We start from the raw sequence: 22,730 nt of genomic DNA, 5'->3' as shown, positions 1-22,730 counted from the left end.
CATGCTTTCCAACCCTAATATCGACCTGGTGTCGCGCTTTCTTCGCCTGCCTCTGGAACAACGCCAGCAGTTCTACCAACGTTTGCAAACCCGTGGCATGAGCTTCGGGCAACTGCCGATTGCCCCGGCCCGCGAGGCCGGTGAAGCGCTGCCGCTGTCCTATGCCCAGGAGCGCCAGTGGTTCCTCTGGCAACTGGACCCGCACAGCGCCGCCTACCATATCCCCGGCGTGCTGCGCCTGAGCGGGCGCCTGGATAAAAGCGCCTTGCAGCGCAGCTTCGACAGCCTGCTGGAACGCCATGAAAGCCTGCGCACGCGCCTGCATCTGGACGGCGACAACCGCTCCCAGGTGGTGCTGGCCCACGCCGTCGTCGAGATCGTTGAAAGCGCGGTCAGCGAAGCCGAGCTGCAAGCGCGGGTGCAGGCACTCATTGCCGAGCCCTTCGATTTGCAGCAGGGTCCGCTGCTACGCGTGAACCTGCTCAACCTGGGCGAAGACGAGCAGGTATTGGTGCTGGTGCAGCACCATATCGTCTCCGACGGCTGGTCCATGGGCGTGATGGTGCAGGAATTGATGCAGCTCTACGCCGCCTACAGCCAGGGCCAGGACTGCCAGCTCGGCGCACTGCCGATCCAATACGCCGACTACGCCCTGTGGCAGCGGCGCTGGATGGAAGCGGGGGAGAAGGAGCGCCAACTCGGTTACTGGCGCGCGCAACTCGGCGGCAGCCAGCCGGTGCTGGAATTGCCTCTGGATCATTCGCGCCCAGCCGTGCAGAGCTATCGCGGCGCGCGTCAGGATATGGCGCTGGAACCGGCGCTGGTCGCCGGCCTCAAGGCCCTTGCGCAGCGCGAAGGCGTGACCCTGTTCATGCTGTTGCTGGCGTCGTTCCAGACCCTGCTGTACCGCTACAGCGGGCAGTCGGACATCCGTGTCGGCGTGCCCACCGCCAACCGCAACCGCGCCGAGACCGAGCGCCTGATCGGCTTTTTCGTCAACACCCAGGTGCTCAAGGCCGACCTTGACGGCCAGATGACCTTTCGCCAGTTGCTGGCCCAGGTCAAGGAGCGCACGTTGCAGGCCCAGAGTCACCAGGACCTGCCGTTCGAGCAACTGGTGGAAGCGCTGCAACCGGAACGCAGCCTGAGCCACAACCCGCTGTTCCAGGTGATGTTCAACCACCAGGCGCAAACCCGCAAAAACGCCGGCGCGCAGCAACTGCCGGGGCTGGGCGTGACGTCACTGGAGTGGGCCAGCGAGAGCGCGCAGTTCGACTTGAGCCTGGATACCGAAGAAACCGACAGCGGCCTGTGGGCGTCCTGGACCTTTGCCACCGACCTGTTTGAAGCCGCCACCGTGGCGCGCATGGCAGCGCATTGGCAAACCGTGCTGCACGGGATGGTCGCCAGCGCTGGCAGCCATCTGGCGCAACTGACGCTGTTGGCCGATGCCGAGCAGCGCGACGTGCTGAACGCCTGGAACAGTGGCGGCGCGGCCTTCGAAAGCCCGCTCGGTGTGCACGGCCTGTTTGAAGTGCAAGCCCAACGGCGCCCAGACGCCATTGCCCTGTGCCTCGATGAACAGACGCTGACCTACGCCGAGCTGAATCGCCAGGCCAACCAGTTGGCCCATTACCTGATCGGCCAGGGCGTAGGCCCGGAAGTGATGGTGGGAGTCGCGGTGGAGCGCTCGTTTGCCATGGTGGTCAGCCTGTTGGCGATCCTCAAGGCCGGTGGCGCCTATGTGCCGCTGGACCCGCAATACCCGCGCGAACGCCTGCTGCACATGCTCGAAGACAGCCATGTGCGCCTGGTGTTGTGCCAGTCCACCCAGCAATTGCCGTTGCCCGCCGACGTGGCGCGGCTGGATATCGACAACGCCGCAGACGCCTTGCAGCGTTGTGCCGAGGGCAATCCGCAGGTGTCGGTTGCCCCGCAGAACCTGGCCTATGTGATCTACACCTCGGGCTCCACCGGCAAACCGAAAGGCGTGGCGATCAACCACGCGGCACTGACCGAGTTCTCCAGCATCGCGGCGAGTTATTCGCGGTTGACGGAAGATGATCGTGTCCTGCAATTCGCCACCCTGAACTTTGACGGCTTCGTCGAACAGCTGTACCCGGCACTGACCCATGGCGCCACCGTGGTATTGCGCGGTGCCGAACTGTGGGACAGCGGCCGTTTGTACGCGGAAATCATCCGCCAGGGCATCACCCTGGCCGACTTGCCGACTGCCTATTGGAACCTGTTCCTGCTCGATTGCCTGGCAGCGGGGCCGCGTTCGTACGGGGCGTTGCGCCAGATTCATATCGGCGGCGAAGCGATGCCGCTGGATGGCCCGGCACAGTGGCTCAAGGCAGGACTGGGGCACGTGCGCTTGTTGAACACCTACGGCCCGACCGAAGCCACCGTGGTGTCGAGCGTGCTCGATTGCACCAGCGGCGCAGAAACCATCGGCGCCACCGCCAGCCCGATTGGCCGTTCGTTGCCGGGGCGTGCGCTGTACGTGTTGGACCGCGATTTGAATCTGGCGCCGTTGGGCGCTGTCGGCGAGCTGTACATCGGCAGCCAATGTGGCCTTGCTCGTGCTTACCTGAATCGTCCGTTGCTGACCGCTGAACGTTTCGTCCCCGATCCCTTCGGCGGCGACCGCCTGTATCGCACCGGTGACCTGGCCCGCTACCGAGCCGATGGCGTGATCGAATACGTCGGCCGCGTGGACCATCAAGTAAAAATCCGTGGTTTCCGCATCGAGCTGGGGGAAATCGAGGCACTGTTGCTGGCCCAGGACGGCGTGCGCGAAACCTTGGTGTTGGCGGCCGATAACCAACTGGTCGCCTATCTTGTGGCCGCCGAAACTGACGCCGAAGCGTTGAAAGCCGTGCTGCGCGAACAACTGCCGGACTACATGGTGCCCGCACACCTGATCTTCCTCGACCGCATGCCGCTCAACCCGAACGGCAAGCTGGACCGCCAGGCGCTGCCGAAACCGGACGCCAGCCAAGCGCAACAGGATTGGGTCGCGCCGGTCACCGAACTGGAGCAACAAGTCGCCGCAATCTGGGCCGATATCCTTGGCGCCGAGCGCGTCGGCCTGAGTGACCACTTCTTCGAGATGGGCGGCCATTCCTTGCTGGCCATGCAAGTAGTCTCACGCCTGCGCCACGCCCTGGCGCAGGAAGTACCGTTGAAGCTGGTGTTCGAACAACCCCGGTTGGCCGGTTTTGTGGCGGCAGTGCAGGCGTTGGAAAGCGTCGAACAGGCACCACCGCTGGTGGCGCGCAATCGCCTGCAACCGCTGCTGCTGTCTTACGCCCAGGAGCGCCAGTGGTTCCTCTGGCAACTGGACCCCGCCAGCGCCGCCTACCACATCCCCAGCGCCTTGCACCTCAGCGGCCAGTTGGACAGCGAGGCCTTGCAGTACAGCTTCAACACCCTGATTGCGCGCCACGAAAGCCTGCGCACCTATGTGCAGCAAGAAGGCGAGGGCGCGGTGCAGGTGATAGGTGCGCAGGTCACGCTGCCCATCGAGCTGGCCGATATCGACGAGGCTGACTTGCAGGCGCGGGTCGCTGCCGAAATCGCGCGGCCGTTCAACCTGCAACAGGGCCCGCTGCTGCGTGTGACCTTGCTGCGCCTGGCGGCCGATGAGCATGTGCTGGTGCTAGTGCAGCACCACATCATCTCCGATGGCGGCTCGATGGCCGTGATGGTGGATGAGCTGGTGCAGCTCTACGGCGCCTACAGCAGGGGCGAGGTGGCGCAGTTGCCGGCGATGCCGATCCAATACGCCGACTACGCGCTGTGGCAACGCGAGTGGATGGAGGCCGGCGAAAAGCAACGCCAGTTGAGCTACTGGCGCGACCTGCTGGGCGGCGAGCAACCGGTGCTGGAATTGCCGTTCGATCACCAGCGCCCGGCCCAGCAAAGCCATCGCGGCGCGCGCCTCGACGTGCCGTTGCCGGCGGCGCTGGCGGCCAGTCTCAAAGCTTTGGCCCAGCGCGAAGGCGTGACGATGTTCATGCTGTTGCTGGCCTCGTTCCAGACCTTGCTGCACCGCTACAGCGGCCAGCAGGACATTCGCGTCGGCGTGCCTATCGCCAACCGCAACCGGGTCGAGACCGAGCGCCTGATGGGCTTCTTCGTCAACACCCAGGTGCTCAAGGCCGATATCGACGGGCAAACCACCGTCGCCCAGCTGCTGCAACAGGTCAAGCAACGGGCGCTGGACGCCCAGGCCCATCAGGACCTGCCGTTCGAACAACTGGTGGAAGCGCTGCAACCGGAGCGCAGCTTGAGCCTCAACCCGCTGTTCCAGGTGATGTTCAACTACCAGACCGACGGGCCGCGTGAGCCGTTGGCGCTGGCGCAGCTGAACATTGAAAACCTGGCCTGGGAGCGGCGCACCGCGCACTTCGACCTCGACCTGGACACCCACGACAGTCGCGACGGCCTGTGGGCGTCGCTGGGCTACAGCACCGATCTGTTCGACGCGCCGACCATCGCGCGCATGGCGCGGCATTGGCAGAACCTGTTGCAGGCGATGGTTGCCGATCAGCAGCAGAACGTGGCGCAGTTGAACCTGCTCGATAGCGACGAGCAGCAACACATCCTGCAACTGTGGGATCGCAGCGAGTCCGGCTTCTCAAGTGCCCGTCTGGTGCATGAACTGTTTGCTGACCGCGCCCGTGAAAACTCCCAGGCCGTGGCGGTCAAGTTCGACTCGCAGACCCTCAGCTACGGCGAGCTGGACCGTCAGGCCAACCGCCTGGCCCACGCATTGATTGCCCGTGGCGTCGGGCCGGAAGTGCGCGTGGCGATTGCCATGCCGCGCTGCGCCGAGAGCCTGGTGGCGTTCCTCGGCGTAATGAAGTCTGGTGGCGTGTATGTGCCGCTGGACATCGAATACCCGCGTGATCGCCTGCTGTACATGATGGAAGACAGCCGCGCACGATTGCTGCTGACCCATAGCAGTGCGTTGCAGCAACTGCCGATTCCTCAGGGACTTGAGGTGCTGTCGATTGACCACACCGAGGACTACGCCGAGACGGCGCCGGAAGTGGCGTTGGACGGCGATAACCTGGCCTACGTGATCTACACCTCGGGTTCCACCGGCATGCCCAAAGGTGTGGCGGTTTCCCATGGTCCATTGGTGGCGCACATCATTGCCACGGGTGAACGCTACGAAACCAGCCCAAGCGACTGCGAACTGCATTTCATGTCCTTCGCCTTCGACGGTTCCCACGAAGGCTGGATGCACCCGCTGATCAACGGCGCCAGCGTGCTGATTCGCGATGACAGCCTGTGGCTGCCGGAGTACACCTACGCGCAGATGCATCGGCATAACGTGACCATGGCGGTGTTCCCGCCGGTGTACCTGCAACAACTGGCCGAACACGCCGAGCGCGACGGCAATCCACCGGCCGTGCGGGTTTACTGCTTCGGCGGGGATGCGGTGGCGCAGGCCAGTTACGATCTGGCCTGGCGTGCTTTACGTCCCACCTACCTGTTCAACGGCTACGGCCCGACGGAAACCGTGGTCACACCGTTGCTGTGGAAAGCCCGCAAAGACGATCCTTGCGGCGCCGTCTACGCACCGATTGGCACCTTGCTGGGCAATCGCAGCGGCTACGTGCTGGACTCCCAACTCAACCTGCAACCCATCGGCGTGGCCGGCGAGTTGTACCTGGGCGGCGAGGGCGTTGCGCGGGGTTATCTGGAACGTCCGGCACTCACCGCCGAACGCTTCGTGCCCGATCCTTTCGGCAAACCCGGCAGTCGCGTGTACCGCAGCGGCGACCTGACCCGTGGCCGTCCCGACGGCGTGGTGGATTACCTCGGTCGTGTCGATCACCAAGTGAAAATCCGAGGCTTTCGCATCGAACTGGGGGAAATCGAGGCGCGCCTGCGCGAACAAGACAGCGTCGGCGAAACCGTCGTCGTCGCGCAAGACAGCCCGACCGGCAAGCAACTGGTGGCGTACGTCGTGCCCGCCGATGCGCCGCTGGTCAACGAAACCGAGTTCCGCGAAACCCTGCGTCGTGCCCTGAAAACCCATCTGCCGGACTACATGGTCCCGGCGCACTTCATGTTCCTCGCCAAAATGCCGCTGACCCCCAACGGCAAACTCGACCGCAAGGGCCTGCCGCAACCTGATGCCGCGCAGTCCCAAGGCGTGTGGGTTGAACCCGTCACCGCGTTGCAGCAGCAAGTCGCCGCGATCTGGGCCGATGTGCTCGGCGCCGAACGCATTGGCCTGACCGATCACTTCTTTGAGCTGGGCGGGCATTCCCTGCTGGCCATGCAAGTGATCTCGCGGGTGCGTCAATTGCTGGCGCGGGAAGTTGCCCTGCGCACGCTGTTTGAACAGCCGCAACTGGAAGGTTTCGTCCTGGCCCTGCAGGCCCTGCAAACCGATGAAACGCCGCTGGCGCCGCCGATGCTGGCGGTGGGGCGCGATCAGCCGTTGAGCCTGTCCTACGCCCAGGAACGCCAGTGGTTCCTCTGGCAACTGGAGCCGCAAAGCGCCGCCTATCACGTGCCCAACGCCTTGCGCCTGAGCGGTGAACTGGACCGCGAGGCGTTGCAACGCAGCTTCGACAGCCTGCTGGCGCGCCACGAAACCCTGCGCACCGTGTTTATCAGCGCTGGCGAGCGCACTCTGCAACAGGTGTTGCCGGTGGCCACGCTGCACATCGACAGCGTGATCCTCGACAACCCGAGCGACGCGCAGGTACAAGCGCTGGTGGAAGCCGAAATCGCGCGGCCGTTTGATCTGCGCCAGGGCCCGTTGCTGCGGGTCACGCTGTTGCAATTGAGCGCGCAGGAACATGTGCTGGTGCTGGTGCAGCACCATATCGTCTCGGACGGTTGGTCGATGCAGGTGATGGTTGATGAGCTGGTGCAGTTGTATGCCGCCTTCAGCCAGGGCCGTGACCTGCAGTTGCCGGCCATGCCCCTGCAATACGCCGACTACGCCCTGTGGCAGCGCGCCTGGATGGACGCCGGTGAGAAGCAGCGCCAGCTGAACTACTGGCGCGAGCTGTTGGGCGCCGAGCAACCGGTGTTGGAGCTGCCCCTGGACCATCCGCGCCCGGCCGTGCAGAGCTATCGCGGTGCGCGCCTGGACGTGGCGCTGCAGGCGAATGTGGTCGCCGGTCTCAAGGCCTTGGCGCAGCGCGAAGGCGTGACGCTGTTCATGCTGCTGCTGGCGTCGTTCCAGACCTTGCTGCACCGCTACAGCGGCCAGTCGGACATCCGCGTCGGCGTGCCGATTGCCAACCGCAACCGCGTGGAAACCGAGCGTCTGATCGGCTTCTTCGTCAACACCCAGGTGCTCAAGGCCGACGTCGACGGGCAAATGAGCTTTGCCCAGGTGCTGCAACAAACCAAGCGCCGCGCGCTGGAAGCCCAGGCGCACCAGGACTTGCCGTTTGAACAACTGGTGGAAGCGCTGCAACCGGAACGCAGCCTGAGCCACAACCCGCTGTTCCAGGTGATGTTCAACCACCAGTCCGAGTTGCGTGTGCAGCGTGGCGAACAACTGCCGGGCCTGCGCCTGGAGGGGCTGGAATCCAACAACCATCCGGCGCATTTCGACTTGAGCCTGGACACTCAGGCCTCGGCCGATGGCTTGTTTGCGACGCTGACCTACGCTACCGACCTGTTCACCGACGCGACCATCGCGCGCATGGCGCAGCATTGGCAGCACCTGTTGCACGCCGTGGCTGCTGATGCGCAACAGCGGGTCGCCGAGTTGCCGCTGTTGGCCGGTGTCGAGCAAGTGCTTTGGAACAACGGCGGCGCCGCGTTCCAAAGCCCGCTGGGTGTGCACGGGCTGTTTGAGCAGCAGGCACAACGACGTCCCGACGCGATTGCGCTGTGTCTCGATGAGCAGACGCTGACCTATGCCGAGCTGAATCGGCAGGCTAACCAGTTGGCGCATTACCTGATCGCCCAAGGCGTCGGTCCTGAGGTCTTGGTTGGTGTCGCGGTGGAGCGTTCGTTTGCCATGGTCGTCAGCCTGTTGGCGATCCTCAAGGCAGGCGGTGCCTACGTGCCGCTGGACCCGCAATACCCGCGCGAACGCCTGTTGCACATGCTCGAAGACAGCGGCGTCAGCCTGGTGCTGACCCAGTCCCACGTGCCGATGCCGTTGCCCGCTGGGCTGCGTAGCGTGGCGATTGATCGGGTGGCGCTGTTTGCTGAAGGCAATCCACAGGTAGCAGTTGCACCGCAGAACCTGGCCTATGTGATCTACACCTCGGGCTCCACTGGCAAACCGAAAGGCGTGGCGATCAACCACGCGGCGTTGACGGAGTTTTCCAGCGTCGCGGCGGGTTATTCGCGGTTGAGTGAGGATGATCGTGTCCTGCAATTTGCCACGCTGAACTTTGATGGCTTCGTCGAGCAGCTTTACCCGGCGCTGACCCATGGCGCCACGGTGGTTTTGCGTGGTGCAGAACTGTGGGACAGCGGTCGGTTGTACGCGGAGATTATCCGCCAAGGCATTACCCTGGCGGACTTGCCGACGGCTTACTGGAACCTGTTCCTGCTCGATTGCCTGGCAGCCGGGCCGCGTTCTTACGGGGCCTTGCGTCAGATCCATATCGGTGGCGAAGCGATGCCGCTGGATGGCCCGGCGCAGTGGCTCAAGGCGGGTCTTGGCCATGTGCGTTTGTTGAATACCTACGGCCCGACCGAAGCTACGGTGGTGTCGAGCGTATTGGATTGCACCAGCGGCGCAGAAACCATCGGCGCCACCGCCAGCCCGATTGGCCGTTCGTTGCCGGGGCGTGCGCTGTACGTGCTGGACCGCGATTTGAATCTGGCGCCGTTGGGTGCCGTTGGCGAGCTGTACATAGGTAGTCAGTGCGGCCTCGCTCGCGCTTACCTGAACCGTCCGTTGCTGACTGCTGAACGCTTCGTCCCCGACCCCTTCGGCGGCGACCGTCTGTATCGCACCGGCGACCTCGCGCGCTACCGCGCCGATGGCGTGATCGAATACGTTGGCCGCGTGGACCATCAGGTGAAAATCCGTGGCTTCCGCATCGAGCTGGGGGAAATCGAGGCGCTGTTGCTGGCCCAGGAAGGCGTGCGCGAAACCCTGGTGTTGGCGGCTGACAATCAATTGGTCGCTTATCTTGTGGCCGCTGAAACTGACGCCGAAGCCCTGAAAGCCGTGCTGCGCGAGCAACTGCCGGACTACATGGTGCCCGCGCACCTGATCTTCCTCGACCGCATGCCGCTCAACCCGAATGGCAAGCTGGACCGCCAGGCGCTGCCAAAACCGGACGCCAGCCATGCGCAACAAGCGTGGGTCGCGCCGGTTACGGAGCTGGAACAACAAGTCGCCGCGATCTGGGCCGATATCCTCGGCACCGAACGCGTCGGCCTGAGCGACCACTTCTTCGAGATGGGCGGCCACTCGTTGCTGGCCATGCAAGTGATCTCGCGCCTGCGCAACCTGCTCGGTCGCGAGGTGCCTCTGCGCAGCCTGTTTGAACAGCCGCGCCTGCACGGGTTTGTCGCCAGCGTGCTGGCCGACGCGGTGAACGCGCAGCCGCTGGCGCCGCCGATGCTGGTAGTGGGGCGCGGGCAGCCGTTGCCGCTGTCCTATGCCCAGGAGCGCCAGTGGTTCCTCTGGCAGCTTGACCCGCACAGCGCCGCTTACCATATCCCTGGCACCCTGCGCCTGAAAGGGCGCCTCGACACGGCTGCATTGCAGCGCAGTTTCGACACCCTGGTGGCCCGTCATGAAAGCCTGCGCACCCATGTGCAACAGGACGGCGAGCGCGCGGTGCAGGTGATCGCCGCGCATGCCGACGTCCAGATCCTGCGACTTGATGCCGATGAGGCGGGCTTGCTGGCGCTGGTGGAGGCACAGATCGCCGAACCGTTCGACCTGCAACACGGCCCGCTGATGCGCGTGAGCCTGCTGCGTCTGGCCGAGGATGAGCATGTGTTGGTGCTGGTGCAGCACCATATCGTCTCCGATGGCGCGTCGATGCAGGTGATGGTCGATGAGCTGGTGCAACTGTATGCCGCCTACAGCCAGGGCCAGGCCCTGCAACTGCCGGACATGGCGCTGCAATACGCCGACTACGCGAGCTGGCAGCGCGGCTGGATGGAGGCTGGGGAAAAACACCGCCAGCTCGACTACTGGCGCGAGCGCCTGGGCGGTGAGCAACCGGTGCTGGAATTGCCGTTGGACCATGCGCGCCCGACCCTGCAAAGCCATCGTGGCGCGAGCCTCGACATCAGCGTGCCGCCGGCCTTGCTGGCGAAGCTGCGGCAAGTGGCGCAGCGTGAAGAAGTCACGCTGTTCATGCTGCTGCTGGCGTCGTTCCAGACCTTGCTGCACCGCTACAGCGGCCAGCAGGACATCCGCGTCGGCGTGCCGGTTGCCAACCGTAACCGTGAGGAAACCGAGCGCCTGATCGGCTTCTTCGTCAACACCCAGGTGCTCAAGGCCGACATCGACGGGCAACTGACCGTCAGCCAACTGCTGCAACAGGTCAAGCAACGGGCGCTGGAAGCCCAGGCGCACCAGGATTTGCCGTTCGAACAGTTGGTCGAGGCGTTGCACCCCGAGCGCAACCTGAGCTTCAACCCGTTGTTCCAGGTGATGTTCAACTACCAGACCGACAGCGCTGACCAACTGCAACAACTGCCGGGCCTGCACGTCGGCGGCTTGGAGTGGGAGACCCGCACCGCGCAGTTCGACCTGAGCCTCAGCACCCAGGAATCCAGTGACGCGTTGTTTGCCTCGCTGATCTACGCCACTGACCTGTTCGACGCGGCCACCCCGGCGCGTATGGCGCGCCACTGGCTGAACCTGCTGGAAGGCATGGCCGGCGATGCACAGCAGCACATCGGCCAGTTGCCGTTGCTGGACGAGAGCGAGCAACAGGTGTTGGTCCACGATTGGAACGCCACTGCACAGACGTATCCGTTGCAACGCGGTGTACACCAGCTGATGGAAGAGCAGGTCGCCCGCACCCCGGATGCGCCGGCGCTGGCGTTTGGCGAAACCCGTCTGAGCTACGCCGAACTGAACCGCCGCGCCAACCGCCTGGCCCATCGCTTGATTGAAGCGGGCGTGGGGCCGGATGTGCTGGTGGGTGTGGCCGTGGAGCGGTCCATCGAAATGGTCGTCGGCTTGCTGGCGATCCTCAAGGCGGGCGGTGCCTATGTGCCGCTGGACCCGGAATACCCGCGTGAACGCCTGGCCTACATGCTCGAAGACAGCGGCGTGAAGCTGTTGCTGACCCAGGCGCATCTGCTGGAGCAACTGCCGATTCCGGCGGGGCTGCACAGCCTGGTGTTGGGGGAGTCGTGGTTCGACGGTTATGGCGAACATAACCCGGGCATCGTGATCGATCCGGAAAACCTCGCCTATGTGATCTACACCTCCGGCTCCACCGGCCAACCCAAGGGCGCGGGCAACCGTCATTCGGCATTGACCAACCGCCTGTGCTGGATGCAGCAAGCCTATGGCTTGGATGGGCGGGACACGGTGCTGCAAAAGACCCCGTTCAGCTTTGACGTGTCGGTGTGGGAGTTCTTCTGGCCGTTGATGACCGGCGCACGCCTGGTGGTGGCCGCGCCGGGTGATCATCGCGATCCGGCCAAACTGGTCAGCCTGATCAACGCGGAGCACGTCACTACGTTGCACTTTGTGCCGTCGATGTTGCAGGCCTTCCTGCAAGACCCCGCCGTGTCCACCTGCCACAGCCTGCAACGCATTGTGTGCAGTGGCGAAGCGTTGCCGGTGGATGCCCAGCAGCAGGTCTTCGCGAAACTGCCCGCTGCCGGCCTGTACAACCTGTACGGCCCGACTGAAGCGGCGATCGACGTGACCCATTGGACCTGCGTCGATGAAGGCAGCGACACCGTGCCCATCGGCGAACCCATCGCCAACCTGCGCACCCATGTGCTGGATGCGCAGCTGCAGCCGGTGCCGGTCGGTGTGGCCGGCGAGTTGTACCTGGGTGGCGAAGGCCTGGCACGCAGTTATCACCGGCGTCCGGCGTTGACGGCCGAGCGTTTTGTGCCGTGCCCGTTCCACAGCGGCGCGCGTTTGTACCGCACCGGCGACCGTGTGCGCCAGCGTGCCGACGGGGTGATCGAATACCTTGGGCGCCTCGATCATCAGGTCAAGTTGCGCGGCCTGCGTATTGAGCTGGGTGAAATCGAAGCGCGTTTGCTGGAGCACCCTTTGGTGCGCGAGGCCACGGTGCTGGTGGTCGATCACAAACAGCTGGTGGGCTATGTGGTGCTGCACGCGGCTGACGCCGAGTGGCGCACGCACGTCAGCGCGCACCTGGCCAAGCACTTGCCGGATTACATGGTGCCCGCGCAATGGGTGGTGCTGGAGCAGATGCCGTTGAGTCCCAATGGCAAGCTGGACCGCAAGGCGCTGCCCAAGCCGGATGCCGCTGGCCAAGGCCGTGAATTCGCGGCGCCGCAAACGGCGTTGCAGCAACAGATTGCGCGGATTTGGGCTGAGGTGTTGGAGGTTGAGCGCGTCGGTGTGCACGATAACTTCTTTGAGTTGGGTGGCCATTCGTTGTTGGTGTTGCTGCTCAAAGAGCGGATCAACCGTCTCTGCGGCGCCGCGCTGGCGGTCAACCAGTTGATGCTCAACCCCACGGTGGCCGGGCAAGCCCGTTGCATCGAAGGTGATGCGCCCAGTTCATTGATCGTGCCGCTCAACAGTCAGACTCAAGGCACGCCGCTGTACCTGTTCCACCCAAGTTTCGGCTCGGTGCATTGCTACAAGCCGATTGCCTTGGCGTTGCGTGAGCAACGGCCGGTGTTCGGCATCATCTGCCGGGCCTTGGTGGAAGAGGACGGCACGGTGCCGGGCTGGACGCAGATGGTCGCGGACTATGCGCAGCAACTGCTGGACGCGCAGCCGCAGGGGGCTTTCCGGTTGGCGGGGTGGTCGCTGGGTGGCAACCTGGCGATGGAAGTGGCTTACCTGCTGGAGCAGGCCGGTCGTACGGTGGAGTTTGTCGGCTGGATCGACGCGCCACCGCCGGCGCGGTTTACCGCGTTCTGGGAGCAGGGCGCTGCACAATCGCAGCCGGAGCCGAGTGCGGTTGAGCGCCGGGCGCAGATGCTGGAAGTGATGTTCCCGGCGTATGCCGAGCAGATCCAGGCGCAGTGGCAGCAGGCTCAGCAGGCAGATCGCGATGAAGAGCAGCAGTGGCAGCACCTGTGTGAGTGGGCGGATCGGGCATTGGGCGCAAGCTTCCAGGCGCTCAAGGCCGAGCTGCAAAGCGGCGGAGAAACCGAGCGTTCGTGGGTGATCAAGCAGATCCTCGATGAGCGTTTGCAGGCTACCGACTTCCGGCCGATCAAGGCACCGGTCAGTTGCTGGTGGGCGGCGCGCAGCGAAGCGGGGATGCACCAGGCGTTGATTGAAAGTGGCTTGCGCGAGGTGATCGGGCAGGTGGGGATCGAGCGTTCGGTGGTGATTGACACCACTCATCACCGGATTGTCGATAATGCCGAATTCATCAAGAGCCTGGTGGCGGCGCTGGCTTGAATATGACGGGTCAGGCGACATCCTTTGTCGCCTGACCCGCCGCCTTCGTAGCCTCACTAAAGCTCGACAACTCCCACATTATTGATCTGTGAATACCATCAAGTGTGGGAGCTGGCTTGCCTGCGATAGCGCCTGCGCCGACGACATCCTTGTTACCTGACTCACCCTGTTTTTGCAGGCACAAAAAAAGCCCCGTATCTCGCGATACGGGGCTTTTGTTTTGTCGCCGGGTTTAGAAGTTGTAGCGGGTAGTAACCATGAAGTTGCGCGGGTCGCCAGGGTAGGCGGAGTCATAGAAACCGATGTTGGTGTAGTAGTTCTTGTCGAACACGTTGTTGACGTTGACGCTGGCCGACAGGTTCTTGGTGATCTGGTAGCGGGCCATCAGGTCAACCAGCCAGTACGGGTCTTGGGTGAGGATTTCGGAGCGTCGCAGGCCAGAGTTGCGGATCGACTTCCAGCCTTCGCTCTGCCAGCGTGCGCCACCGCCGATGGTCAGCTTGTCCAGCGGGCCGGTGAGTTTGTAGGTGGTGTAGAGGTTGACCTGGTCTTCCGGCTCCCAGGTGGAGATCTTGTTACCGCTGTCGTCGCGCGCCACCTTGTGGGTGTAGCCCGCCTGCAACTGCCAGCCGGTGGCGATTTCGCCGGAGATTTCCGCTTCGTAGCCCTTGGTCTTGGACTTGATGCCGTAGTACGGCGAGTCGTTGATCAGGCTGGCCCCTTCCGAGGTATCCAGTTCCGGGCGGTTGGTCTCGTGCACTTCGAAGTAGGCGAGGCTGGTGTTCAGGGCACCGTTGAAGAACTCACCCTTGATGCCGACTTCGTAGTTTTTGCCTTCGTCCGGTTCGAGCATCTGGTCGTTGCGGTCGCGGTAGTCGGTCTGCGGCTGGAAGATCTCGGTGTAGCTGGTGTAAGCGGTGAAGTTGTCGTTCAGGTCGTAGGTCAGGCCGGCATACGGCACGACTTTGCCGCTTTCCGTGGAGCGGCTGGTGCCGGTGACCTGGTAGTTGGCCAGGCGTGCGCCGAGCAGCAGGTGCATTTCGTCGGTCAGGCTGAAACGGCTGGTGACGTAGCTGCCGGTCTGTCGGCTGGTTTGGTCGAGGACGCGGGTGAGGGACCACGCCGGTTCCGGGATGTTGCCGTTCCAGTTGTAGAAGTCCGCAGAGTTGGTGCCCGGCGCAAAGGTCGCGTCGTAGCTCTTGCCTTTCCATTTGCTGATCGAGATCGACTGGCCCACCACCAGTTCGTGTTCGCGGCCAAACAGTTCAAACGGCCCGGTGGCGTAACCGTCCAGGCTGTCGCTGGTGGTTTCGCCCACGTGTTTGCGCGCATACAGCGAACTTTCGCTGCCTCGATCCTGGGACAGGGCGGCCAGCGGCGCGTGGTAGCCGTTGATCTGGTGGTTGTACTGGCCCTTGGCGACCCAGCCATTGCTGAAGTTGTGTTCCAGGGTGGCGAAGGCGGTGCGGGTGTACTGCGCCCACGAACCCCATTTCGGCCCGTTGTTGAACGAGCGCGGCAAGTCCAGCTCTTTGCCCTCGGCGTCGAAGATCATGCGGCTGCCAGTCCAGCTGGAACCTTTGGGGTCGCTGTCCTGGTAGTCGGCGCCGACGGTCAGTAGGGTGTCTTCGTCGAGGTCGGCTTCAAGAATCCCGTAGAACACACTGGTCTTGCGCGTGTAGTGGTCGAGGAACGAGTGCTTGTCGTTGTAGGCCGCGACCGCACGCGCACGGATGTTGCCGGATTCGGTCAACGGGCCGCTGACGTCGATCTGCGAGCGGTAGTTGTCCCAGGAACCGGCGCCCAGCTCGATGTTGCCCTGGAACTCGGCCGTTGGTTTCTTGCGGATCAGGTTGAGCGTGCCGCCCACGCCGCCGGCGCCAGTGAGCAGGCCGGTGGCACCCTTGAGCACTTCGACGCGGTCGTAGAGGGCCATGTCGGTGAGGGTCTGGCCGGCAGAGTACTGGGCGTCACGCAGGGTCGGGATGCCATCGTACTGGAAGGTGTTGATGGAGAAGCCGCGCGAGTAGTAGTTAGTGCGCTCGCTGTCATAGGTCGACACGGTAATGCCAGGGGTATGGCGCATCACGTCGTCAATCGAGTTGAGGGCGAAGTCGTCCATGGCCTGGCGGGTGACCACGGAGATCGATTGCGGCGTCTCCCGTGGGGTCAGTACCAGGCGCGTGGCGGTGGCGATGGTGCCAGGCGTGTAGGAACCGGTGCCTTCGGTCACGGTGCCCAACTGGTTGGCGGTCACCTGGGTCGCGCCCAGTTCCATGCCGGAAGCGGCATGGGCGCTGATGCTGATGGTGTTGCCTTGCAGGCCGTAACCGACGCCAGTGCCTTTGAGCAGGGTGGTGATGGCGCGATCCGGGTCGAGCTTGCCCTTGACGGCGTTGCTGCGTTTGCCTTCCACGTCTGTCGGGCTGTACAGCACTTGCAGGTTGGTCTGGCGACCAAATTCTTGCAGTGCGCTACCCAGGGACTGGGCCGGCACGTCGATCTCAAGTTCCTGTGCCTGCACATAGCCAGCAATCGGCAACGACACGGCCAGGGCCAGCGCGCTGGGCAACAGGTTGAAGTGCAGGGCCCGGCGCATGGATAGCGCTTTGCTCAGGGGGCTCAGACCGAGTCGTACTGACATGAATGCTTTCTCTTCTATGTTTTAGTGGGCAGATTATAGATGTTTATTGAGTTAGATTCTCATTACCACTAGTGAGACGTTCCTACTTGTAGAAACCGGAAAACTTTTTTCACGCCGGCTCCATTTCGTGCACGACCTTGCCCGCGCGCAGGCGTACCAACTGGTCGGCGATGTCGAAATAGCGGTCGTCGTGGCTGATCACGATGATGGTCTTGCCCAGGCGCTTGAGGTCCGGCAGCAGCTCGGTGTAGAAAATCTTGCGGAAGGCTGGGTCCTGGTCGGCGGCCCATTCGTCAAACACCAGCACCGGGCGTTCTTCAAGCCAGGCGTTGACCAGGGCCAGGCGCTTACGCTGGCCGGTGGACAGGTCGGTGGTGCTGAACACGCCGTCCTTGACGCTGACCTTGTGCGCAATTTCCAGGCGCTCCAGGTACTTGGTCGCACTGTCCAGCGACTGCGTGGCGCTGCCCTGCACCAGGTCATCGAACAGGTAGTAGTCGGCAAACACCGTGGTGAACAACTGGCGATAGTCGTCGCGCACCGGGTCGGTCACGGTTTCGCCATTGAGGCGGATTTCTCCGGCCTGGGGTTGGTACAAACCCAGCAGCAGCTTGATCAGGGTGGTCTTGCCGCAGCCGTTTTCGCCGACGATAAACACGATGTCGCCCTGCTTGATGCTCAGGTTGATCGGCCCCAGGTGGAACGGCTCGCTGCCTTCCACTGGCGGCGGGCTGTAGCTCACGCCGCGCAGTTCCAGGCTGTGCACCTGCGGGTGGGGGGCTTCGCTGGCGTCCATCAGCAAGTGCGGTTCCGGCGATGAGAACCGGTCGGCCAGCTCGGTGATGCGCGCAAAGGCGATGCGCGCCTTGCCGATGATCGGCAGGTAACCCACCACGTGTTCCAGTGGGCCTTTCATGTACAGCAGCACCAGCACGAAACCGGTGATCACCGCCGGGTCCGGGTTGGGGCTGTAGGCTTGCAGCGCCAGGGCCAGGCCGATGACCACGAAGAACAGCATCGAGCCAAAGGTCTTGGCGACGATATAGATGTTTACCGAACGCACCTGGATATCGCTGATCCGGTCGGCGGTTTCCTGGATGCGGTGGGTGTTCATGCGGTAGCGCCGTGGCCGGTGGATACGCAGCTCCTTGGCCCCCGAGGCGATTGCCGAGTAGTAGCGTTGCAGTTCGTCCTCGAGGTCGCGGGCTTCGTCAAAGCCACGGATGCCCTTGGCCCCGGCGATGAACTGCACGCTGCAACCAATGGCGATGGCGACAATCATCAGCAGGAACATCGGCACCGACAGATACGCCAGGTAACCCAGGCAGCCGAGGGTTACGGTGGTGGCGATGGCCAGCGGGGTGAAGGCGAAGGAAAAATCGCTGATGGTATCGACGTCGTGGGTCAGCACCGGAATCAGGCGGTGCGAGCGATAACGTTCGATCTGTTCAATCGGCGCCGACAGCACCTTTTCCCCCAGCTCCTTGCGCAACGCCGCGATGATGCGCTGGCCGACATAGTTGGTGCCGATGTCGGACACGATTGAACTGGTCAGGGCCAGCACGCAGAGGGCGGCAAACGTCAGCACCACGCCCTGGGTCATGCCGGTGGAGGAGTGCAGGGCGTTGTTGATGGTGGCCAGCAAGAAGGTGATGGCCAGGCCACCCGCCATGCCCAGGGCGACGGACACCGTCACCAGGGTTCGAAAGGGTCTGAGCAATGCGAGCAGACCATTGAAGGCGCCGCGCTTGGGGTCGGTCATAAATACTTCCCGGAGAGTGAATAGAGGGGCTGGGCACACAGACCCTTACCCATGACAAACGAAGCATCGGGGCGAGTATTTAGCGCGGCGTGCCCGGCGGTGGCCGGCGTGGATAAATTGGCGGCGGGCTGGTTCGTTCTTGTGGTGTAGGCGCACGCGTACCGACGCAGCGCGCAGTCCATCCAGCGAGAGCGAAACAATGACGAAAAAGAATCTGGTGTACGTGTGGTCCCTGAGAAACGCCGCCGCCGACAAGGCCGGGCAGCCGGTGGCCTATAAGGACCACGAGCGTTACATGAAGTCGGTGCTGGAGTTTCTCGCGGGTTCGCTGAACGACACGCCGCTGGGCGAGGCCTACAACCTGGTCGGCGTGGTGTACGACGATGACGAGCAGAACCCACGGGACCAGCAACTGGTCAAGGATTACGGGTTTGCCTACCAACCTGGCCGCCAGTGGCTGTACCCGGCGGATCTGCGGGTGCAGGGCAATCTGGTCAACGACCTGTTGCTGAGCGTGCCGTCCACCTATCGCCGCTTGCCACGGGGCAGCGCGGAACACATCGCCGGCAAGCAAGACTTCGAACGCCGCCTGCATGACACGCTGGTGGAATTGAAGGCTGACATCGTGGTGCTCGATGGCCTGCTGGTGATCCTCGATGAGCTGGTGCGACCGGGTGCGCCATTTGCGCGGCGCATCATGAATATCCACCCGGGTATTACCCGCATCGAATCGCCTTACGAGCGTCGCGGCGCGTATGCCACGTGGAATGCGCTGTACGGCGCGCGCGGGCTGACCGTGACGGATTGGGCGACCAAGGCCACCACGCCGTCGGAGCCGCTGTACCTCACCGGCGCATCGTTTCATTACGTGGATAACGGCATTGATTCGGGGGAGGTGTTTCACGACGTGTTGAAGACGGAGATTTCGCCTGAGGACACGATTCTTGAATTGCGCTGGAATAACTTCAATAACAGCCTGTTCCCGGCGTTGCATGAAGGTTTGGAGCGGTTGGCAAAAATCTAAAGCGCACACAGTTCAAAATGTGGGAGCTGGCTTGCCTGCGATAGCGGACTATCAGTTATTGATGTGCAAACTGACCCACCGCTATCGCAGGCAAGCCAGCTCCCACAAAAGCCAGCCCCACATTCGGATATTCAGTGGCTCAAAGCTCGCGCACTACACGAAAACCTATCCAATCCCCTCGCGTCTGCGGGTAGATATTGTTGCGGTTGCCCGAACGCGAAAACACCGGCGCCTCGCCCCAGTCATTACCGCGAATAATGTAGGCCTCGCACGTCTGCTCCGACCAGGCGCTGCCATCGGTCGGCGCGCCCACATAGTTCTCGTGGTAGCAGTCGGCAACCCGCTCATAGACATTGCCGTGCATGTCATACATGCCAAACCCATTCGGCGCGTAGCTGCCTACCGGCGAGGAATAGCTGTAGCCGTCCGCCGGGCCGTAGGTGTTGGCGTGCTCGGCGATGCTGTAACCCTTGCCCGCGTCAAACGGGAACGGGAAGGGCCCCTTGGTTCCGGCCCGCGCGGCGTATTCGCGCTGGGCTTCGCTGACCATGTGGTACTGCTGGCCGGTCTTTTTCGACAGCCAGCTGACGTACTGCTTGATGTCGTCCATGTCCATGCACACCGCCGGCTGGCGCGGCCCTTGCGGGTAGCGCGGTTTGCTGGCGATGCATTCGCGGCCGGGGCGGGTGTCGCCGTTGGCGATCTTCACGCCGGTCTGGCGCACGTAGCTGTCCCACTCGCCAGCGGTGATATGGAAGCGGCTCATGGCGAAGGGCTTGGCGAAGGTCACGTCATGCATCGGGCCTTCGTCGGGTTCGCGGCCGACTTCGTCCTCGGGCGTACCCATGGTGAAAGTGCCGGCGGGCAGCACGACCATTTCCGGGCAGTCCTTGCAGTCCTTGAACACCTTGCCCGGCTGCGGTGTAGCGGCCTGGGCCAGGCCCGGCAACAGGGCACCGCACAGGGTCGCCAGCGTCAGGGCGGCCAGGGGTTTGAGTCGGGATGGAGTCATAGGGGCCTCTCGTCAAAGGGAAAAATGGGCGTCACAGGCGCGGGCTCAACAGGGCCATGAAGCGCTGGATCTCGTCGGAGGAATTGAGCAGGCCAGGCGCGGTGCGGATCACCGGGCCGGCATCGCGGTTCACCGCATCGATGACCACGCGCTGTTTCACCATGTAATCGGCGATGTCGTTGCTGTCCCGGTCCTTGACTCGGAAGAAGGTAAAACCGGCCGACAATTCAGGGCTGCGCGGCGTGACCAGTTCAATCTGCGGGTGGGCCAGCAGGTGCTCTTTCAATTCAGTGTTAAGGGCATGGATGCGCGCCTGCACCTGCGCCTTGCCCAATTGCAGGTGCAGCTTGAACGCCTCATCCGCCGCCCAGCGATGTTCGAACGCATGGAAGCCGCCGGGAGTCATGGTGGTGGCGAAGTTGGTGTCTTCGGAGAAGGTCGGCACCATCGGCGTGACGTATTTGTTCTGGCTGTCGCGGGCGCAGACCAGCCCGGTGCCGCGCGGGCCGAACATCCATTTGTGGGTGCCGGCGATAAAAAAGTCGCAGTGCATGTCCGGGAAATCGAGGTTTTCCACGCCAAAGCCGTGCACACCATCGACCACGTAAAGGATGCGGTCGTTGTCGTCGCGGTGGCGGTTGTGTTCATTGACCAGTTGGCCGATCTCGCCGATGGGCAGCTTTACGCCACTGCCGGACTGCACCCAGGTCATGCCCAGCACGCGGGTGTTGGGGCGGATATTGCGCTGGATCGTGCCGAGTACTTCGTCGGCCGAGATGCGGTTGGCGCTCTCGAACAGCTGGAACCGGCGCACTTGGGTGCCTTGCCTGCGCACGCGAAAATCCAGCACGTTCTGGGTCGCGTAATGCTCGTGCACGGTGGTGAGGATTTCCTGGTCGGCGCGCAACTGGATGCCGCCATAGATCATCGCCAGGCCCTCGGACGTACTGCCGGTGAGGGCGATCTGCGCGGGTGCCGCCTTTAAATAACGGCCGGCCCACTCACGCACCTGGCCTTCGCGTTTCCAGGTTTCCTCCAGGCCCCAATCCATCGCTAACCCGGGGTTGCGGTCGATCTGCTGGCGGTAGCGTTCAATCGCATCACGCACTGGTTTGGGGTGCGATGCCACCAGGAAATTCGAAAAGTGCAGGTAGCTCGGGTCCTGGTTGAACAGTTGCTTGAGGTCCGTCCATGGATGCTTTGTCGCAGGCGCGGCAGTGGCGGCCAGCGCCTCGGGCAGCAGCGGCAGGCTGGCGGCAAAGAGGCCGGCCTGCTTGAGAAACGTACGGCGGTCGGTCATGGACTTGCTTCTAGGTGATTAGCGATTGGCCAAGGGCTTGGCGGCTTTTTGTACCTGGTCCCAGACCCGCAGGAAGTTGCCTCCCCACAGCTTGGCAATATCGGCTTCGGAGTAGCCGCGCTGGATCAGCTCAGCGGTGACGTTGCGCACCTCGCCGACGTTTTCCCAGCCATCGATGCCGCCGCCGTCGTTGAAGTCCGACGCGATGCCGACGTGATCGATGCCGATCTTGCGCACGGTGTAGTCGATGGCGTCGCCCCAATCCTTGAGGCTGGCCTTGGGTTCTTCCTCGAGGATGCCGTACAGCCCCTGGGCGTACTGGCCGAATTTCTGCTCGGGCCAGGCGGCGATGATTGCGTCGCCGGGCATCAAGGCCATCGCCAGGTTGGGCAGCGGCGGCAAGTCGAAACGCACGCGCAGGGTGTTGAGCTTGTCCTGGGTCGGCTGGCTCAACGGGCGCAGGTACGCCGGGAAGCCGACGACTTGCACCACGCCGCCGCTGTGCTTGATCAGTTGCAGTTCCTTGTCGCTGAGGTTGCGCGGAATATCCACCGACGCCCGTGGCGCCGAGTGCGACGCGACCATCGGCGTGCGGCTCAGTTGCGCCACTTGTTCCAGGGCCTTGGTCGACATCTGCGACACATCGATGATCACCCCCAGGTCATTGAGGCGGTGCACGGCTTGCTGGCCAATCGGCGACAGGCCTTCAAGGGCATCGGTGGAATCATTGAAAAACGGCAGCGGCCGCGACGAATCGGACCAGGCGTTGTTGCCGATATAGCTGAAGCCGAACATGCGCATGCCGCGCGCCGCCCAGAAATCCAGCTGGTTCAAGTCATTGCCCAGCGGATAGGCGTTGAGCATGCTGATAAAGATCGCGAACTTGCCTTCGCCATGCAGGCGGCGGAAGTCGTCCGGGGTGTAGGCGATGCCCACCTGGTTGGGAAAGTCGCGGACCATGCCGGAAATGATCTTGTAGCGCACCTCCTGCTCGTGGCGGGCCTCTTCGACAAAACCCTCGGTGGGCTTGTGTGGCGCGTTGTCGCCGTTCCAGATTTCCGGCCAGCCGAAGATCGTCAGCGCCGCGCCCGACAAACGCCCGCGTGCCGCCTTGGCCAGGTCGAACTGGCCGCTGCCATCCTTGTCGGCCTCGCTGCCGACGCCGCCGAAATCCAGGGGCACGGTGATATGGCTGTCGAACGACAACAGGCGATCCTGCATCTCATTGGCCTGCTTGATAACCTCCAACGGGTAGCCGGCGTTGCCCCTGAACCAGTGATCCCAGGCCAGGAACCCGGCCCCGGCGCCGATGGCCAGTGCCAGCGGCAAGCCGATATACAGCGCCTTTTTCGAACGTGGTTTTGTCATTGCCATCTCAGTCAGTTGAGGCCTTTGCTATCAGGGAAGAACGAGCGCTGGGCGCAAAAATTTAG

Annotated in this window: 7 protein-coding genes; 2 read left to right on the top strand and 5 right to left on the bottom strand. The window is 63.2% G+C overall.

Annotated features, from left to right (window positions below; genetic code table 11):
- Position 1 precedes the first annotated feature (1 nt).
- Positions 2–13,555: a non-ribosomal peptide synthase/polyketide synthase gene (locus J1G37_RS13775; protein WP_207042486.1), complete on the top strand. Its 13,554-nt coding sequence runs from the start codon at positions 2–4 to the stop codon at positions 13,553–13,555.
- A 232-nt stretch (positions 13,556–13,787) separates the two neighbouring features.
- Here the strand turns inward: J1G37_RS13775 and J1G37_RS13770 are convergent, their stop codons facing one another.
- Together J1G37_RS13770 and J1G37_RS13765 are read right to left on the bottom strand one after the other, a co-directional pair.
- On the bottom strand, positions 13,788–16,154 hold the full coding sequence (locus J1G37_RS13770) for a TonB-dependent siderophore receptor (RefSeq protein WP_277990746.1): 2,367 nt from the start codon (positions 16,152–16,154) through the stop codon (positions 13,788–13,790).
- Positions 16,155–16,308: 154 nt separating this feature from the next.
- A complete protein-coding gene (locus tag J1G37_RS13765) occupies positions 16,309–17,961 on the bottom strand; it encodes a cyclic peptide export ABC transporter (RefSeq protein ID WP_207042482.1) in 1,653 nt (550 codons plus the stop codon).
- 199 nt (positions 17,962–18,160) lie between these two features.
- Here J1G37_RS13765 and J1G37_RS13760 point away from each other — a divergent pair, with 199 nt between their 5' ends.
- Complete coding sequence (locus tag J1G37_RS13760) at positions 18,161–18,985, top strand: N(5)-hydroxyornithine transformylase PvdF (protein WP_207042480.1); 825 nt, start codon at positions 18,161–18,163, stop codon at positions 18,983–18,985.
- A 139-nt stretch (positions 18,986–19,124) separates the two neighbouring features.
- Here J1G37_RS13760 and J1G37_RS13755 read toward each other — a convergent pair whose 3' ends face one another.
- The 3 genes from J1G37_RS13755 to pvdM are packed head-to-tail and all read right to left on the bottom strand — an operon-like array spanning position 19,125 to position 22,665.
- Complete coding sequence (locus tag J1G37_RS13755; RefSeq protein ID WP_207042478.1) at positions 19,125–19,997, bottom strand: formylglycine-generating enzyme family protein; 873 nt, start codon at positions 19,995–19,997, stop codon at positions 19,125–19,127.
- Between the two features lie 31 nt (positions 19,998–20,028).
- Positions 20,029–21,297 (bottom strand): aminotransferase class V-fold PLP-dependent enzyme, encoded by a 1,269-nt coding sequence (locus tag J1G37_RS13750; RefSeq protein ID WP_207042477.1) that lies wholly within the window; start codon positions 21,295–21,297, stop codon positions 20,029–20,031.
- Between the two features lie 18 nt (positions 21,298–21,315).
- Positions 21,316–22,665 carry a pyoverdine-tailoring dipeptidase-like protein PvdM gene (gene pvdM / locus J1G37_RS13745; protein ID WP_207042475.1) on the bottom strand — a complete coding sequence of 450 codons (1,350 nt, stop codon included), beginning with the start codon at positions 22,663–22,665 and terminating at the stop codon, positions 21,316–21,318.
- Between the last annotated feature and the right edge of the window lie 65 nt (positions 22,666–22,730).

It is taken from the genome of Pseudomonas sp. Marseille-Q1929, assembly GCF_017316265.1.
Taxonomy (GTDB): Bacteria; Pseudomonadota; Gammaproteobacteria; order Pseudomonadales; family Pseudomonadaceae; genus Aquipseudomonas.
Note: the sequence above shows the minus strand (reverse complement) of the source record. Positions and strands in the feature narration are given on the sequence as shown.

What these genes read in the sequence shown, in the direction of transcription:
- J1G37_RS13750 (WP_207042477.1), bottom strand. Translation starts at nt 21,297, where the DNA reads ATGACCGACCGCCGTACGTTTCTCAAGCAGGCCGGCCTCTTTGCCGCC.
- pvdM (WP_207042475.1), bottom strand. Translation starts at nt 22,665, where the DNA reads ATGACAAAACCACGTTCGAAAAAGGCGCTGTATATCGGCTTGCCGCTG.
- J1G37_RS13770 (WP_277990746.1), bottom strand. Translation starts at nt 16,154, where the DNA reads ATGCGCCGGGCCCTGCACTTCAACCTGTTGCCCAGCGCGCTGGCCCTG.
- J1G37_RS13760 (WP_207042480.1), top strand. Translation starts at nt 18,161, where the DNA reads ATGACGAAAAAGAATCTGGTGTACGTGTGGTCCCTGAGAAACGCCGCC.
- J1G37_RS13775 (WP_207042486.1), top strand. Translation starts at nt 2, where the DNA reads ATGCTTTCCAACCCTAATATCGACCTGGTGTCGCGCTTTCTTCGCCTG.
- J1G37_RS13755 (WP_207042478.1), bottom strand. Translation starts at nt 19,997, where the DNA reads ATGACTCCATCCCGACTCAAACCCCTGGCCGCCCTGACGCTGGCGACC.
- J1G37_RS13765 (WP_207042482.1), bottom strand. Translation starts at nt 17,961, where the DNA reads ATGACCGACCCCAAGCGCGGCGCCTTCAATGGTCTGCTCGCATTGCTC.